Genomic DNA, 16,221 nt, shown 5'->3' with positions numbered 1-16,221 from the left:
CGCTACTCCGCCGCCATGCGTGCGACCACCGGCGACGGGCGGCCTTTGCCGTATGTCACGGCGATTTTCGCGACGAACTCGTCGACGAAGGCTTGCATGTCGGAGGTCAGGTTCTTGATGCGCAGCGTCAGCCAATTGTAGCCAAACAGCGCTGGGATCGCGACGGCGAGACCTGCAACCGTCGCCATCAGCGCACCCGCGATGCCAGGCGCTATCGCGTTGATGTTCACATCACCGGTCATCGCGATTGAAGCGAAGGTAATCATCACGCCGATGACCGTGCCGAGCAGGCCGAGGAACGGGCCGCCCGCGATCGATAGCGTAAGAACGACTATCTGCCGGTTCAACGCCTGCATTTCGCGGATGACGCAGCCGTCCAGCGTGGCTCGAATAGACGCAATCGCTTCCGCGTTCAGGGTTGTCCCGTTGTCTCCCTCGGGGACGAACTTGCGGATTTCGGCGACGCCGGTTTCATACAGCCTGCAAAGCGACGAGTTCTTTTGCACGTAGGCGCGAGCCTTTGCGTGCTTTTTCACATTCTCGCGTGCGTTCTCGCCCGTCAACACGGCCAACCCCTCCCTCTCGACCATCGCGGTGATGTCTTCGCCGAGGTTACGGAAGGCCGGAGAGAAGATGTCGTTCGCGCGGCTCTGACGCTTCAGGTAGCCGTGCTTTTCGATCATCACGATCCAGCCCAACAGCGCCATGAGGCCGAGGAAGCCGATGATGACCCATCCATCGAGCGTGACAGCCTTCAGAAGAATGCCGAAGTAGCCCGACAGCCAGCTCGACGTTTCCTCGTCGACGCTGAAGGAAAGAAGCTTCGAAGGAGCTGGGCCCTGCTGAGTGGCAGCGAATTTGATGAAGCCTGCGCCGCGCGCATTCTTGGAGATCTGCAGTTCATCGATATCGCCGATGAATCCAGCTGCCGCCACGGGAGCAGGAGCAACGGGGGCAGGAACGACCGGAGCAGCCGGGGCGGTGGTTTCCGCAGTCGCTTCGGCGGTAGCGGTTCCTTCTGCCGCCGTTCCATCCGCAGCGGGAGCGGCCGCTGCCGGTTCAGACGCGACCTCAGGCGTTACGGCCGGCACGGCTATCGCCGTATCGCCGCCGAGTTTCGCAACGACGTTCAAAGCGGGAAGAGACGCGTTCAAAGTCGCATAAGGAGCGCCGTCAAGATAAAGCGTGATAAGACCGGGCGTTGCCGAGACGCCGATGTGATGCCAGCCGCCCGGCGCAACAGGGACGCCTGCCGACGAACGCTGCCCAACTCCATCCTTCGTGATTTCTACGAAAGGCGCGCCATCATCCAGACCGATAACGACGCCGTTTCGGGTGTCCTTGCGGCTATAGATAGCTGCATTGCGCTGAAGCGCAGCGGGCTTGATCCACGCAGACCAGGAGAAGGAGGCGCCTTCCGCCAGCGCGAGCGACGGCGTAGCCGGAAGCGTCAGCGTTGCTTTGCCGTCGAGGCGCAATCCCGAGCCGATGAGAGACCCGTTGGCAGCTTGGCCCGCGTCCTGGGAATTGTTGGCCCATGCGGAGGAATCGGTTGCGGGTATGCCCCTCTCGGCGAAGTGGTACACGAGCACCGTATCGGCGTCGTAAGTACCTTTGGCATCCGGCGCGGCAAGGGCTTTCTGGTTTCCATAATAGAGCCAGACGTTAATTTTCGATCCCGGCTGAACATTCGGAAGATTCAGCCAAACCAACCCTTCGCCAAGCAGCGAGTCGTATCTTTCAATGTGATATTTGAGGGGCGTCTTGTCGTCGCCAGCAACGAAACGCAGGTCGCTGCCATCCGCTTTTGACGCGGCGAAGCGAAAGTTGCCGGCATGGAGGCGTATCAGGACCGGGCTGGTTCCGATCGCATCCGTAATGTTCGCGCCGCTTGCACTGGTATCGACGGTGATCTGCTTGCGCATCGTCCATTCGTCGTTCCACCATGCTGCCGCCTGGTTCGTCAGCGTCAAGGTGGCTGCGGCGATAGCGAAGCTCAGGCGCGCGATGCGCATTCTCAGGCCAGCCTTGTGAGTTGGCGAAACTGCCGCGAGTAATCTCTTGCAAAACATGGAAACTTTCCTCGGTTCTAGAATTCGCCGCTTACGCTGAAGAGGACGGTCTTGCCGTCCTTTCGCGTTTCGCCCTGGTTTGTCATCGGCACGGCGAGGGCCGCCACGCCAGTCAGATGATCGAAAATCTTGAAGCGCGAGCCTACGCCGTAGCTCCACAGGTCGAAGTTGGCTTCCTGCTCGGCGAGCGGGTTATGGATGTACCCCGCGCCCCCATCGACGAAACCGAACAGCCGCCACTCGTTGAAAACCGTGAACGGAAGCTGGTCTTTGCCAGCCTCATCCTTGCCTGCACTGTCCTTGATGTAACTTTGCAGGATCGCCCCGATGTCGGGGCTTCTCAGCTCGAATGAGCCAACCACACCGTTGTCGACAATGGCCTGGCTTTCGAGATAGCCGCGAACGGTGTCGGCGCCGCCGATGCTGAACTGTTCGCTGGAAACCATCGGGCTATCGGAATATTGCCCCTTGACGCGACCATAGAGCTGGAACCCTTCCCATATGTCTTGGGTATGGGAGAGTTCGGCGTTCAAATGGAAGAAGTTGGCATTCGAGTATGCGCGCCGATTGGCGAACTCCTCCCAATCGCTGCTCAATTCGCGGAGATTGCCCACCGCTCCGATGCTGAACTGAGTCAGGCCGCCGTCCGTTTGCAGCGTTCCGCTATAGGTCGCGCTTAACGGAACATACGAGACCGGTGACGAGAACCCCTCTTTTTCGAGCAACGTCATCTGCGCGAAGTGCTTGTAATCGAAGCCCGCTGAAAAGGAATGGAAGTAATTCTCGCGCGGTGGGAGTGTCAGAATGGCGCGTGCGCCGACGGTTTCGCCGGGCCCAATGACGGTCATGCCACCCACCGTGGAGATGTTGCTGCTCGATTTGACGCCGTAAACGAGGATGCTGGTCCAGTCTGTAACGCGCGCCAGATAGGAGCCGGAGAAGACCTCCGCATCGTCTGGACGCTCGGGAGCTACCTGATATGTGACGCTCAGCGAATGCCCGCGTTGCCAAAGATTATCGTATTTGAGTGTGGTATTGATCCTGGTTGGCGTGGTGTTGGGGGAAGCTCGGTTATTGAACTCGACGTTGCCATGCAGCGGCAGCTTGTCCTCGACATTGAGATCGACATCCACTGTACCGGGCGTGACACCCGCCCTTAGCACAGGCGTAACGCGACGATCCGGCCACTGGTTGAGCGCTATAATGTCTTGCGTGACGTCACTGAAGTTCGGCAGCGTGCCTTCTTTCAGCGACGGCGCCTTCTTCTTGATCTTCTCAATATCGTGGTAGTTCGAGTTGGTGACCCGGAGGCGTCCCACCTTGCCCTCGGTAACCTTGAGCACCACAATCCGTGTTGAAACGTTCTGCGGCGGAATGCTGACGCTGACGGTCTGAAAGCCTTTCTCGTGGTAATGCTTTTCGAGAGCAGCGCGCGCCTTCTCGACGTCTGCCGGCGTGCGATCGGGGCCAAGAAACGGATAAATCGCTTCCTCGACCTCGATTTGCTGAAGCTTTTCAGCCCCATCGACGCGGAATTCATCGATATCGAAATTCTGCGGCTCGGCAGATGGCGCCGAAGGAGAAACTGTGTTTCCTGCGCCTTTCCCGACGGGAAGCTGCGCCTTTTCAGCGGCAATCCCCAACTCCGGCGACATCCCGCCAACAATCGCGACTGCGGCCATCAGGCACGCAGCTTTTCGGGGCGGAGCGCTCCGCCCTCGCCTTTTTTGCCCAAAACTCACAACGCCCCCAGAACCAGTGCCCCTACGATGAAACGCCCACTTGCGATGCCCATCGCATGGGGTCTCCGCTTCTGAGAGCCGCGGGCGCGACGGAGACCGCCAGAAATTCGTGAAAGCACAAGCTCACGGCGAAAGACCGTTGCAGGAAGGCCACGTTGCGGAAGTCGGACGCTTGGGGTTCAGGCGTTACCCGTCGACATGGCTGCGCCGCATAATCGGCTCCGACCGAAGGCGCACTTTGGCGTTGTCGGGGATGCAGACTGGCAAACGGATCGGGAACGTTCGTGGGGGAATCGTACAAACCGGGCAGTCGGCGCCACACCTTAGAGCGGATTCCGACCGTTATGAAACCGTTCAGGCGGTTTCGGGAGCGAGGAACGTTGACGGATAGATGATGACATATATCGATTTCATTGACAAAAAAGCTGCCGGACGCAAGCGTGGCAATAGGTGACCGTCCGCATGAGGTGGATCGGCTTTGCCCGATCTGCCAACGAAGAAAGCAGCCATGCAACGCCTTCATCCGGCACTCCGTTTCATCGTCGTCATCTTCGCCGTCTTTTTGGCCGGTGGCGTAGCTTTGGAGTCGACCGGGACGACCGATGCCGGCGAAGGCATCGCACGCATGCACCCGCCGGGATATGTCGGGCAGGAGCGATGCGTCGCCTGCCACGAGCCGCAGGGCCGGGACTGGGCCGGCTCGTCTCATGCGAAATCGCTGCAGGTGGCGTCGCCCTCGACGCTTCTCGCGGGTTTCGGTGGCGCGGCAGCAGTTGGCGGCGACTTCGTCGCGTTCATGCGTCAATCTTCGGCGTTGGCGCGCCTCGAAGACGCCAGCGGAAAGCAGGCCGAGTTTCCGATCGCTTTCACCATCGGCGTCTTCCCACTTCAGCAATATCTGGTTCCCTTCGGAAACGGACGCTATCAGGCTCTCCCCTTCGCGTGGGACAGTCGGCCAGCTTCGGAGGGCGGGCAGCGCTGGTTCAGCCTTTATCCGGAAGCCGGCATCAAGCCGGGCGACGCACTTCACTGGACGAGCCGCAACCAGACCTGGAACAGCATGTGCGCCGATTGCCATTCCACGGGCCTGCGCAAGAACTACGACATCGCAACGCGCACCTACAGCACCACCTGGTCGGACATCAATGTGGCGTGCGAAGCGTGCCACGGTGCCGGCGCGAGCCACGTCGCGTGGGCGGAGAGCGGGCGTCCGGCGGCCATCCCGCACAAGGGGTTGGCGCCGGAAGGCTCGGGCGCGCGCGGCGCCTATTGGGGCGATTTCGACGAACGAGGCATCCGCCGCTTCGTCGGCCCGGCAAGGCATCGGGAGGTCGACCGATGCGCGCCCTGCCATGCCAGACGCCGAGCCCTGACCGATGGGTGGGCGTCCGGCCAGCCTCTCCTCGACAGCCACTCCCCGGCGCTGCTGGACGACACGCTCTATTTCGCGGACGGACAATTTCGAGATGAAGTGTTCGAGGTCGGCTCATTCCTGCAAAGCCGCATGGCGCATGCGGGCGTCGTCTGCACCGACTGCCACAGCGCGCATGGCGACGGCCTCAAGGCGGAAGGCAACGGCGTGTGCGCGCAATGCCATGACGCCAGCCGCTTCGACACCTCCTCGCATCACCGTCACACGCAGGGGTCAGAGGCCGCGCGGTGTGTCACCTGCCATATGCCGGGGCGCACCTATATGGGCGTTCATGTCCGCCACGATCACAGCTTCAGGCTTCCCGCACCGGCCCGAGCAGCGGCGCTGGGATCGTCCGATCCCTGCCTCACATGCCATGCGGAGCGCGGCGCAGATTGGTCCGAAGAGGCGTTGAACCGCTGGGGCGGTGGCGGCCATAGAACAGGCTCGAAATTTGCGAAAGCGCTCGATGCTGGCCGCAAACGGCTTCCCGGAGCGGAGAAGCTTCTTGTCGAGACGGTGTCAGATCCGGGCAACCCGCCGATAGCGCGCGCGACCGCGCTCTCACTCCTCGCCCGCTTTCCCGGTGCTCCGGCGCTTGCAGCGCTCCGTAAGGGGCTTGCCGACAGCGAGCCATTCGTACGTCTCGGCGCGGTTCGGGGGTTGGCGCCCTATCCCCCCGCGACGCTTTCAGAGCTTCTCTTTCCCGTCGTCGGCGATCCGGCACGTGCTGTGCGGATCGAAGCGGCGCGGCTTCTGGCTTCCGCCAGCCCCGCCGAACGCAGCGAGCCGTTCAGGAGCGCTCTCAAGGAGTGGGTCGAAGCGGAGCAACTCGCATCCGAGCGACCCGAAAGCGCGCTGAACCTCGGCGTTCTGTGGGCCGAACTCGGCGATGCGGAGAAAGCGGAAGCGACATTGCGATTCGCGATCGAGGAAGATCCGTCGTTCACCGCCGGAGCGATTACGCTGGCCGATCTCTATCGCGCGGAAGGGCGAAACGGCGAAGCGGAGCGGGTACTCCGGAAAAGCGCCGCGTCCGCTCCGGGGGCGGGCGATGTGCGCTATGCGCTGGCGCTTACGCTCATCCGGCAAGGCAGGCGCGCCGAAGCCCGCGTCGAGCTTGAGCGCGCGGCGGCCCTCAGTCCCGAAGAGCCACGGTTCGACTACGCTTACGGACTTGCCCTCTGGGAAGACGGCGACCGTGCTCGCGCCATGGCGGTGCTGCGGGAGGCGAGCCGACGCCATCCGGGGGATCGCCTGCTTCTCGAAGCGCTCGTGAGTTTCGCGCGGGAGAGCGGCCGCACCGAGGAAGCGGCGGATCATGCGCGCTCGCTTGCGCAGCTTGCTCCCGACAACCCGGGTTCCCGCACGGAGCAGAAAGCAGGGCCGGAAGGCCGCTGAAATCCGTGTGCGAATTTTGTCTAAAATGCTTGGGCTCAAGCCTCGCACAAGTTGCAGAGAAGGGCCGGGATTTTTAACGATTGATAGCAGGTAGAACTATTTTCTTTTTCGCACGCTCAGCGCGCCGCCAGTCGTAAAAAATATTTTGACTATCGACATAGTCGACATACTCTTCAGGAGCGCGAGAGGGGCCTTCAAGCCCCTCTTTGCGGCATCTGGTGGGGAATGCCGGACAACCGATTGCGGGCGCAATACCCCTTGATCTGAATAACTCCGAAGTCCTTTTGGGAGAGACAAATGAGTCAATCCAGATCCTGGCGGTTCGTCGCCGGGGCGGCACTTCTTGCGGGCATGAGCAGCCATGTAATCGCGGCCGAAGTTTTGCCGAAACCCGAGCAACCCTTTTCTGGGGTCGTCGACGCTGACGCAAACAAGTCGAAACCCGACGCGCCGAAAAATGTCACCGCGCCCAAAGGCGCGCCGAATATTGTCCTCATTCTGCTCGACGATGTGGGATTTGGAGCGACATCCGTTACGGGCGGTCCCGTTCCGACGCCGGCGCTCGACAAGCTCGCCAGCGAAGGGCTCCGCTACAATCAGTTCCACGTCAATGCGCTCTGCTCGCCGACGCGCGCCGCGCTGCTCTCAGGGCGCAACGATCATCAGGTCGGCTTCGGAACGGTCGCGGAGCTTGCCGCCAACTATCCGGGCTACAATGCGCGCTGGCCGAAAAGCGCGGCTTCCATCGCCGAGGTGCTTCGCCTCAACGGTTATTCGACCGCCGCTTTTGGCAAATGGCACAATACGCCGATCGGTGAAGCCGGTCCGACCGGTCCGTTCGACCGCTGGCCGACAAGTCGCGGCTTCGAGTACTTCTACGGCTTTCAGGGCGGCGAGACCAACCAGTGGCAGCCGAAGCTCTGGCGCGGTACAACGCCCGTGGAGCCTTGGGGCACCCCGAAACAGGGCTACCATCTGACCACGGATCTTGCCAACGAAGCGATCAACTGGCTGCATCAGCACGATGCGGCGGCCTCCGACAAGCCGTTCTTCGTATACTTCGCCACCGGCGCGACGCATGCACCGCACCACGTTTCCCAGGAATGGATCGACAAGTTCAAGGGCAAGTTCGATCAGGGGTGGGACAAGCTGCGGGAAGAAACCTTCGCGCGCGAGAAAGCTCTGGGCATCATCCCGGCCGACGCCGAATTGACGCCGCGCCCGGCAGAAATCGCCGCCTGGGATAGCCTTTCGCCCGAGCAGAAAAAGCTGCTGGCACGACAGGCCGAGGTTTATGCGGGCTTCCTTGCCCAAACCGATTTCGAAGTCGGTCGCGTGCTCGATGCCATTCGCGAGGAAGGCAAAGGCGACAACACGCTCGTTCTCTACATCGTGGGCGACAACGGAGCCAGCGCCGAGGGCGGTCCCGAGGGGCTCGACGCTCGCAATGCGGACGGCAGCCCTGTGAGCATCCAGGGACGGCTTGAAAGGGCCGACGAGCTGGGCACCGATTCCTTCTACAATCACTACTCGGCGGCATGGGCCTGGGGCCTGAACGCACCGTTCCAGTGGACGAAGCAGGTCGCCTCGCATCTCGGCGGCACGCGTGATCCGCTGGTCGTGTCATGGCCGTCGAAGATCACCGACAAGGGCGCGATCCGCGGCGGTTTCCGGCACGTCACGGACATCGCACCCACGATCTATGAGGCCGCCGGTATCACGCCGCCCGACGAGGTGAACGGGGAGAAGCAGACGCCACTTGAGGGCAAGAGCTTCGTCGACAGCTTCAGCGACGGAAAGGCGAAAAGCAAACACACCACGCAGATCTTCGAGACGGTCGGCAATCGCGGCATCTACAAGGATGGCTGGTGGGCAGGTGCGCGCCACATCGTTCCGTGGAAGACGTTCGAGCGGTTTGGCACGCCCATCGGCGAACATCCGTGGGAGCTTTACAATCTCGACAAGGACTATAGCCAGGCGCGCGATCTCGCGAAGGAGAACCCCGAGAAGCTGAAAGAGCTTCAGGCCCTCTTCGATCAGGAGGCGAAGCGCACCAACATCTATCCTCTCGCTCCGGTGCCGGCGCTTCTGACGTCCGGCTCGACCGAAAGGAAGCAGCTTGTGTTCCGTGAGGGCACAAACCGCATCCCGGTTCTGATCGGTCCCAGAACTGGTTCGCGCTCGCACACGATCACGGCGCAAGTGGACATTCCCCAAGCCGGCGCCAAGGGCGTGATCATTGCCGAAGGCGGCCATCTCGGCGGTTATGTCATCTATCTCGACGACCAGGGCCGAGCAGTCTACGAGACGAACGCACACGGAAGCGTAACCGGCCGGATCGTCTCGGCCGCCGCGGTGCCGCCGGGGAAGGCGACCGTCACGCTCGATTTCAATGTCGATGGCGACGAGTCCAATCCGCTCATCAAGGTGGCGCGAGGGTTCGGACGCATCCCCCAGCCGGGAACGGCTCGCCTTTCCGTGAATGGGGCGTCTGTCGGCGAGGCGAAGATCTCGAACCTTTTCACGAATTATCATGAGACGCTGGATGTCGGGGCCGATCTCGGCACCCCGATCAGCGACAATTACAGCGTGCCGTTCAAGTTCACCGGCAAGATCGAAACAGTCACGCTCGACCTCAAATAGCGACGGACGAAATGGCAAGCTGGATCGCTCACGCCGTGCTTCGGAAGGGATGACGAAATGGCGGCACATCGCAGGGCGGATGCGTGCGTGAGCGGTCGGCTCGTCCGATCGGGGTTCAGAGCATGAATGTTGAAATTACTGGCAGCCTGTACGATAGCCAGCCGCTTGGCGCTACGGAGAAAGGGGAGTTGTCGCCTGCGGTTCCAGCCGTGCTGCTCGGCATCGGGACGCGGCGACCACCGGTAACGCTGACCATACTCGGTATTGGCGTTTACGTGGCCGCCCTGACCGCCCTTCTCACGATCGACTTCAGCTCGCCACCCGCTGTTCTCGAAGCGCCGGTGGACATGGTCTATGAAGAACCGGCAGCGCCGGAGGAACCCGAGCAGCCCCCTCCGCCGCCAGAACCGGAACCCCAGCCGGAGCCCATTCCGGAACCCACGCCGGAGCCGTTGCCTGAGCCTCTGCCCGAGCCCGAGAAGCCGCCTGAGCCGGTCAAGGAGGAGATCAAGCCCAAGCCGGTGGAACCGCCGAAGCCCGTCGCGAAACCTAAGCCCCGGTCCGCCACGCCGACGCCGGGCGCGATCCCGACTGACTACGCCAACAAGGTGTACCAGCGGATCAATCGCGTCGCGAGCGGAAGCTTCCCGAAGTCGGCGCTCTCGCGCGGACAGTCGGTTCGCATCAGTTATTCAATCGTAATCGGCTCAGGCGGGGAACTCATCTCCAAGTCGGTAGGAAGCTCCGGCAACGCCGTGATGGATCGCGCCGCAGCGGAAGCCCTGGCGCGTTCCGCGCCGTTCCCGACACCGCCTGCGCTTGGCTCGCGGACATACAAGATTTCAGGCGCAATCGTCTACAGAGCCCAGTGATCGCGCCACCTGCAACCATGGAAGGAAATCCGAATGGCCGATACAGCCATTTCCGGCGGTGCCGCGAGCGCCGCTCATCTTCTCTCGCCGCTGGAACTCTTCCAGCAGGCCGACATCGTCGTTCAGGCGGTAATGGGGCTGCTCATCCTGGCTTCGGCCTGGGGATGGGGCATCATCGCGGCGAAAACCATCCAGCTTGCCATCCTCAACAGGCGAGCGAAGACCCTTCTGAGAAGCCTTGCGCATGGCGTTCCCCTCTCAGACCTTTCAGAGGCATTTCTGCGTGTGAAACCGTCCGATCCCCTGCGGCTCATATACCAGGCGATGGTCGACGAGAACAGGCGATCCGCGGATATCCGAAACAGTCCGGCGCAGCAGGAAAGCCTGCTCGACCGTGTGCACCGCGTGGGTCAACTCGCCAGCGCGAACACGCTGGACCAGCTCAAGGGCGGTCTCCAGAGCCTTGCGACAATCGGGTCCGTTTCGCCCTTCGTGGGGCTGTTCGGCACTGTGTGGGGCATCATGAACAGCTTCCAGGGCATCGCGGCGTCGAATAACACGAGCCTCGCCGTCGTCGCCCCGGGCATCGCGGAGGCGCTGTTCGCGACCGCGCTCGGCCTTGTGGCGGCGATCCCGGCAGTCGTCTTCTACAACCGCATCACCGGCAACATAGCCCAGTTCGGGAAAAGCCTGAAAACATTCATCGAAGTCTACGGCGTGGAACTGTCCCGCCAGCTTTCGAAAGGAGAGCCTCATGGGCGCCTCGCTGCGTAGCCACGACGAGGACGACGACGCGCCGATGACCGACATCAATGTGACGCCGCTCGTCGACGTCATGCTGGTGCTGCTCATCGTGTTCATGATCGCCGCGCCGCTGATGACATCCGGCGTGCCGGTGGATCTGCCCAAGACGCAGGCGAAGCCGCTCAACGACCAGAAGCCGCCGCTCGCTGTCAGCATCGACGCCGGCGGCAAATACTTCATCGGCAATGAGGAAATACCCGCCGACCTGCTTGCTTCCACGCTGAAGAACCACGCCGAAAACGAGCTCGACCGCCGGATACACGTCCGCGCGGACAAGGAACTTCCTTATAGGGCAGTCCTCGAAGTGATGGGTCAGATCAGTACCGCCGGGTTTACGAAGGTGGCTCTCGTCTCCGAGGCTCCAGGGGCGAGCACGAAAAACACCGCGCCACCGCCTAACGCGCCTGCTGCTGAGGCCGTCGCGGCTCCGGCTTTACCCGCGCCCGTGGCACCGGCGGCGCAATGACGTGCAGGGGAGAGCGGCGCAGATTGACCCGCTGACGAGATTTGATGACCTTGCGACGCTGGACGGTGCGATCAGGTAAGCTTGCCCTTCGCGTGTACAGGTAGACTCCTCGAAGACATCGGCGCAAACCGCGCCGAGCAGGGGAACGGCAGCGTGACGGCAGAAACCGGGGCTGCACTGGCGTTTACTTGGGCGCGGCAACGGTGGAGGTCCATCGCAACGTCGAGGTATCGTCGGTCGGTTCAGGTGAACCAGCCTCGGGGAACATCTCGGCGCTGAGGCTCTCCGTGGCGTCGAGACGCGTGAGCCGCAGTTCCGCGAACGAGACCTCGCCCGATACGAACTCTTCGGACGGGGATCGCGCATCGTGGTAGAGACGCAGCATCTGCCCCTTGCACTCATCCGTTCGCGGGACATCGAAAGAAAAGGCGAAGTTCCGCCATTGCTCCGACCGCCCCAGCAATTGTTCCGTTTCGCCAAGGATGCGCTGGTTGCCGTGGGCGCAGCGGATCTGCCAGCGCAGGCCACGTTTGCCGGTAATGTGGCCCCTGAGTTTCCCGTCGATCCGGTAACTGCCGGCGGAAAACAGAACGAACTGCCTGACTACAGGAAATTGAATGCGCCCCTCTCCCATATTGAAATGCAAGGCGTGCCCGGCATCGGGCGACAGGGGCGCGAATTCGACGCTCGCGTTGGTGCCTGGGGTAATCATCCAGTCGAAAGCAACGCCACTCGGCTCACGCTCGAAACTGGGATGCGTTATAAGGCCAATCGTATCCTGTTCGGCTTGTGGCAGAAATTGAAGCCAGGCATTGTAAGCAACGTCGACGAGGTTTTTCTCGATCAGCACATCCAGATAGGGAGCAATCTCACGATTGGTGAGCGGTTTCGCCGTTCCCTTCAGGGCGACCACCAGCTGCAGCGGCGTATCCATCTTGCGCACGTTTTTTGGCAGGGCTTCGAAGAAGCCTTGCCGCCAGGCCGGGTTTCGCGCGAGTCGGGCAGTCAGGAAGCGCCTGCCTTCCGGTTCGTCAGCGAGAAGCGTCAGATAGCTGAAGACGTACAAGGTCAGGTCTGGACGGGTTTGTAGAAGTATTTCCGCGTGACCGAGAGCACTTTTGAAATCGCTGCGCAGGAAACTGTCGTTCAGGAGCCAGAATTGTGCAATTGCCTCGCGTTGCGAGCGTCTAACGGCCTCCCGCATCAGAATGCGAGCGTGATCGGGCGTATCGGCGATTTCACCGAGCAAGCGGTATGCCGTCGCGTTCAGCGGATCATTTTCCAGAGTGCGCAAGGCGAGCGAACGGATTTCCTCACGCAGGCCGCGACGATCGACGCTTTCCGGCGCTCCTGCCTGCCGCGCAGGCGGAAGCTTTCCTATGGTATCTTCGGACGCTTCGGGAAGGCGAGAGCCTGTCTTGCTGCCCTGGTTCAAGTTGAGAAACTGCACTCGCAGCCGTTCCGCTTTCGCGATGAGGGCAGCGGGGTTCGACGCATTGAGACGCAACGCCAGATCGGGATCATTAAGTGCCAGGGCATAGGGAAGGCTTTTTGTGGCGATCAGCCAGAAGAGAAGAAGGCTGAGCGCGCTGAAAAACGCAAACCGGGCTGGACTCGCGATGACATGCGACAGTTTGTTGATCGCAACCCGAAATACCTTTGCGCGCCCGAAGTTCGAGACGTTTCTACTCATAGGCGAAATCCGAACAGATTAAGAATTTGGCTCAAACCGGCGGCACGTCGACGTGCCGGGGAATCGGGGCGCATTGCTTGCCAACCGGTCGGGACACTCGACTGAGGTTGGAGGCTCGGCTGGCGATCTTTCGGCTTCGGCGGTGCGGTGTCGGGCTCGCCCCTGAGGCGGGTCGAATCATAGGCAGAACGGCGGGATTGCGACTTGAGGGCGTCCCAAGCGGCGATGACGCGGTTCGCGTAAAGACTTCGGTTGAAACCGCCGTCCCGCTCGTGATCCATCACCAGGTCGGGATGAAGCCAGCGCATGATGAGCGCCATATGCCGTCGGATGTCTTCGTTCGGGGCGGAAGGGCTCGCACCGAGCATCCGGTAGTAATCGGCCTTTTCGTCGAGCATGACCTGTTCGATGAAGAAACCGGCTGCTTTCCTGAGCGTGGGTTCCGACTGCCCGGTGATGGAGACCGCCTCCCGAAGGGCGTCGGGCTCAGCAGCTGCAATTTCGAGAAGGAACGTGATGCCCTTCGGCAAGGGAAACCGGCGCGCCTTATGTGCCATGCGTGGATAAGACAGCATGCCAAGAGCAGCGGCGATGGCATCGGGACTTCGCATCGGTCAATACCGGGCTAGCTGCGGCTTTTGCGTGCTGCGATCTGCGTCTTCCGTGTCCATATGATACCCGTACTGATAGTCGTATCCGTGTCCGTACGCGTATCCCACTGTCTTCGGATCGAACTTTGTCACCAGCGTCCCGAGTAAAGTGACGCGGGCCATGTACATTCGGCGCAGTGCGGCGCGGAGCGCGCCTTTTCTGCTGTCGCCAGCGCCCACGACGAAAACGGTTGCTGCCGCAGCGCCCGACAGGAGCTGCGCGTCCGCGAGCCCCAATACCGGAGGCGAGTCGAAAATGATGACATTGAACACATCCGACCCGAGCGATATCAGCGAATAAACCCGGGGGCCGCTGAGGAGATCGGCGGCGTTCGGCGGAAGCGGCCCCGACGCCATGAACGCGAGGTTGGGGTGATCGGTCCTTTGCACCAGATCCGGCGGCATGGAAGCGCCGGTCAGATAGTTGCTGAAGCCCATCGAATTATCGAGGTTCAGCTTGATGTGCAGAGATGGCCGCCTGAGATCCGCGTCGATCAGCAGAACTCTCAGACCGATGTGCGCGAAATGACGGGCCATCGCAAGTGCTGTCGTCGACTTCCCCTCGCCCGCGCCCGCGCTCGTCACCGCGATCGAGCGCGGCAGTCCGCTATCGGTGGAGAATTGTAGCGCCGTCGCGAAGGACCGGTAGGCTTCCGCCACATGGGAACGGTGGTCTTTGATAACGACGCTCAATTCCATGTCGGATTGATCGCGCGGAATGATGCCCAAGGTCGGCAGCCCGGAAATTTGTTCCACCTCCTCGGGGGCCCGCACGCGATCATCGATCATCTCGAGCAGACAGGAAATTACGATGCCGGTAACGAGCCCCAGACCAAGGGCGAGAAACAGTGCGCGGCTCAGGTTCGGCTCGGAAGGAGAGGTCGGGGCGATTGCTCTGTCTACGATGAAAATGTTGTTGCTTCCAACGCCGCTGGCAATGTCGACCTCCTTGAGACGTTGAAGAAGGCTATTGTACAAATTGCGATTGGTGTCGACTTCCCTTTTTAATATATTGTAGCGAATGCCTTTTTTCTGGAGATCGAGAACTTCCGTGCGGAGCTCCTCAATTCTCGCCCTCATCTCATTTTCCTGCGCGAGCGATGATTGATAGCCTGCTTTCAAGGAGTTCCGAATCGTTTTTATCTCGGCATTGATTTGCCGATCCACCTCCTTGATCTTGTTCGAGATTTGAACCATCTCGGGATAGCTTGGCTTGAAGTTCTCCAGCTTCTCCTGATACTGGGTTTCCAAGGCCTTCCGCTGACCGCGCAGGGTGTCTATCACCTGATTGCTAAGGACCTGGGGTAAATTGATGGCAGTCGAACTTTCGACTTGACGCCAAAGCTGTTCGTTCTTGATGCGCTCGGAAATCAGCTGGCCCGCGGCAGCGTTCGCGGCGGCGAGACTGTTTTCCGCGATGGACGTTTTATCGTTGACCTCGACCATCCGCTCTTTCTCGGCGAAATCGATCAAAGCCTGCTCGGATTCCTGTAGCCTTATCTGCAGTTGCTTGATCTGATCATCAAGAAATGTCTTCGCGTAAGCGTTCGCCTCGAATCGCCGGTTCAGATTGGAGGCCACATAGGCGTCTGCATATCCATTCGCTATCATCTGAGCACGGTGCGGATCGGGATCAAGGTAGCGGATATCGACGAGGCGTGAGCCGGGAACCGGCATGACCGTGACGTTGCTGATCAGGATATCGCTGGCCTTCGCTATCTTCGACGCCGGGGAGAGCGTCTGAGTTTTCGAGAAGTAGCCCGTAATAAGTCCAAGCGCCGAAACGTCGCGAGGCTTGAAAAATGTATCGTCCTTGTAAAGATTAAGTGCGGATACGACTCGTTCCGCCATGGACCGGCTTTTCAAAAGCTCGTGCTGCGTGCGCAGGAAGTCGACGCTGCCCGTTTCTGTGGGGCTTGTCGTTCCGCTTTCGACGATTTTGGCTCCCTCTCTCTCGATCTGAATACTGACATTTGCTGCGTAAAGAGGCGTCTTCATCAAGGTCTGAATCGTGCCGAGAACGCAGAATACGAAAGCGGTTCCCAGAACGAGGAACTTATGCTTGAGAAGGAGGTGGACGTAACGCCGCAGCGACACCGCCAGCTTCTCTTCTTCTTCCGGCTCGGCTCCGTATCCAACGGGCACATAGCCGAGCCTTGCTGTCGCTATTGCGTGAGAATCGGCCCGGATGAGCGCTTGAGCCTCGCGTGAACGATCATCGGCTCCACCCCGGAAGCTATCCTGCATAGTTTGACTCGCTACCCAAATTCGCCGGTCGCCATTCGCGGATCGAACCCACCGCTACGTTCTTCAAAAGACTTGCATTGAATCCCGGACGCTCTCGTGCCGATCGCAACTGAGAATGGCATCAATCGGCGTAACCTATGCAAGCGACGCGGTGTGCAACATTGCGCGTTTTCCACAATCTTTAATTGTCTCGCACGGTCCGAATCGCAATCTGTGGTTA

At 60.8% G+C, this 16,221-nt stretch carries 10 protein-coding genes; 5 read left to right on the top strand and 5 right to left on the bottom strand.

Translation table 11 applies throughout. The features are described 5' to 3' along the window. Nucleotides 1-2: 2 nt before the first annotated feature. Together EK416_RS15175 and EK416_RS15170 are read right to left on the bottom strand one after the other, a co-directional pair. On the bottom strand, nucleotides 3-2,015 hold the full coding sequence (locus EK416_RS15175; protein ID WP_245434071.1) for a DUF2341 domain-containing protein: 2,013 nt from the start codon (nucleotides 2,013-2,015) through the stop codon (nucleotides 3-5). Between the two features lie 74 nt (nucleotides 2,016-2,089). Then, nucleotides 2,090-3,754, bottom strand: coding sequence for a ShlB/FhaC/HecB family hemolysin secretion/activation protein (locus tag EK416_RS15170; RefSeq protein WP_127078944.1), 1,665 nt, complete (start codon nucleotides 3,752-3,754; stop codon nucleotides 2,090-2,092). A gap of 568 nt (nucleotides 3,755-4,322) precedes the next feature. Here EK416_RS15170 and EK416_RS15165 point away from each other — a divergent pair. The 5 genes from EK416_RS15165 to EK416_RS15145 all read left to right on the top strand — a co-directional run bounded on the left by EK416_RS15165 (nucleotide 4,323) and on the right by EK416_RS15145 (nucleotide 11,411). Beyond that, nucleotides 4,323-6,626 (top strand): tetratricopeptide repeat protein, encoded by a 2,304-nt coding sequence (locus EK416_RS15165; RefSeq protein WP_127078942.1) that lies wholly within the window; start codon nucleotides 4,323-4,325, stop codon nucleotides 6,624-6,626. 297 nt (nucleotides 6,627-6,923) lie between these two features. Beyond that, nucleotides 6,924-9,269 (top strand): arylsulfatase, encoded by a 2,346-nt coding sequence (locus EK416_RS15160; RefSeq protein ID WP_127078940.1) that lies wholly within the window; start codon nucleotides 6,924-6,926, stop codon nucleotides 9,267-9,269. Nucleotides 9,270-9,391: 122 nt separating this feature from the next. Beyond that, nucleotides 9,392-10,141, top strand: coding sequence for a cell envelope integrity TolA family protein (locus EK416_RS15155; RefSeq protein WP_127078938.1), 750 nt, complete (start codon nucleotides 9,392-9,394; stop codon nucleotides 10,139-10,141). Between the two features lie 33 nt (nucleotides 10,142-10,174). Further along, nucleotides 10,175-10,915, top strand: coding sequence for a MotA/TolQ/ExbB proton channel family protein (locus EK416_RS15150; RefSeq protein WP_127078936.1), 741 nt, complete (start codon nucleotides 10,175-10,177; stop codon nucleotides 10,913-10,915). After that, nucleotides 10,896-11,411 carry an ExbD/TolR family protein gene (locus EK416_RS15145; RefSeq protein WP_127078934.1) on the top strand — a complete coding sequence of 172 codons (516 nt, stop codon included), beginning with the start codon at nucleotides 10,896-10,898 and terminating at the stop codon, nucleotides 11,409-11,411. Before EK416_RS15150 ends, EK416_RS15145 begins: the two co-directional genes overlap by 20 nt. A gap of 184 nt (nucleotides 11,412-11,595) precedes the next feature. Here EK416_RS15145 and EK416_RS15140 read toward each other — a convergent pair whose 3' ends face one another. The 3 genes from EK416_RS15140 to EK416_RS15130 form a co-directional block, all read right to left on the bottom strand. Then, a complete protein-coding gene (locus EK416_RS15140; protein ID WP_127078932.1) occupies nucleotides 11,596-12,705 on the bottom strand; it encodes a tetratricopeptide repeat protein in 1,110 nt (369 codons plus the stop codon). 395 nt (nucleotides 12,706-13,100) lie between these two features. Next, on the bottom strand, nucleotides 13,101-13,634 hold the full coding sequence (locus EK416_RS15135) for a J domain-containing protein (protein WP_127078930.1): 534 nt from the start codon (nucleotides 13,632-13,634) through the stop codon (nucleotides 13,101-13,103). Nucleotides 13,635-13,718: 84 nt separating this feature from the next. Beyond that, complete coding sequence (locus tag EK416_RS15130) at nucleotides 13,719-16,001, bottom strand: GumC family protein (protein WP_127078928.1); 2,283 nt, start codon at nucleotides 15,999-16,001, stop codon at nucleotides 13,719-13,721. Between the last annotated feature and the right edge of the window lie 220 nt (nucleotides 16,002-16,221).

This window comes from Rhodomicrobium lacus (genome assembly GCF_003992725.1).
GTDB classification, from domain to species: domain Bacteria; phylum Pseudomonadota; class Alphaproteobacteria; order Rhizobiales; family Rhodomicrobiaceae; genus Rhodomicrobium; species Rhodomicrobium lacus.
This window is presented reverse-complemented; position numbering and strand designations above follow the sequence as displayed.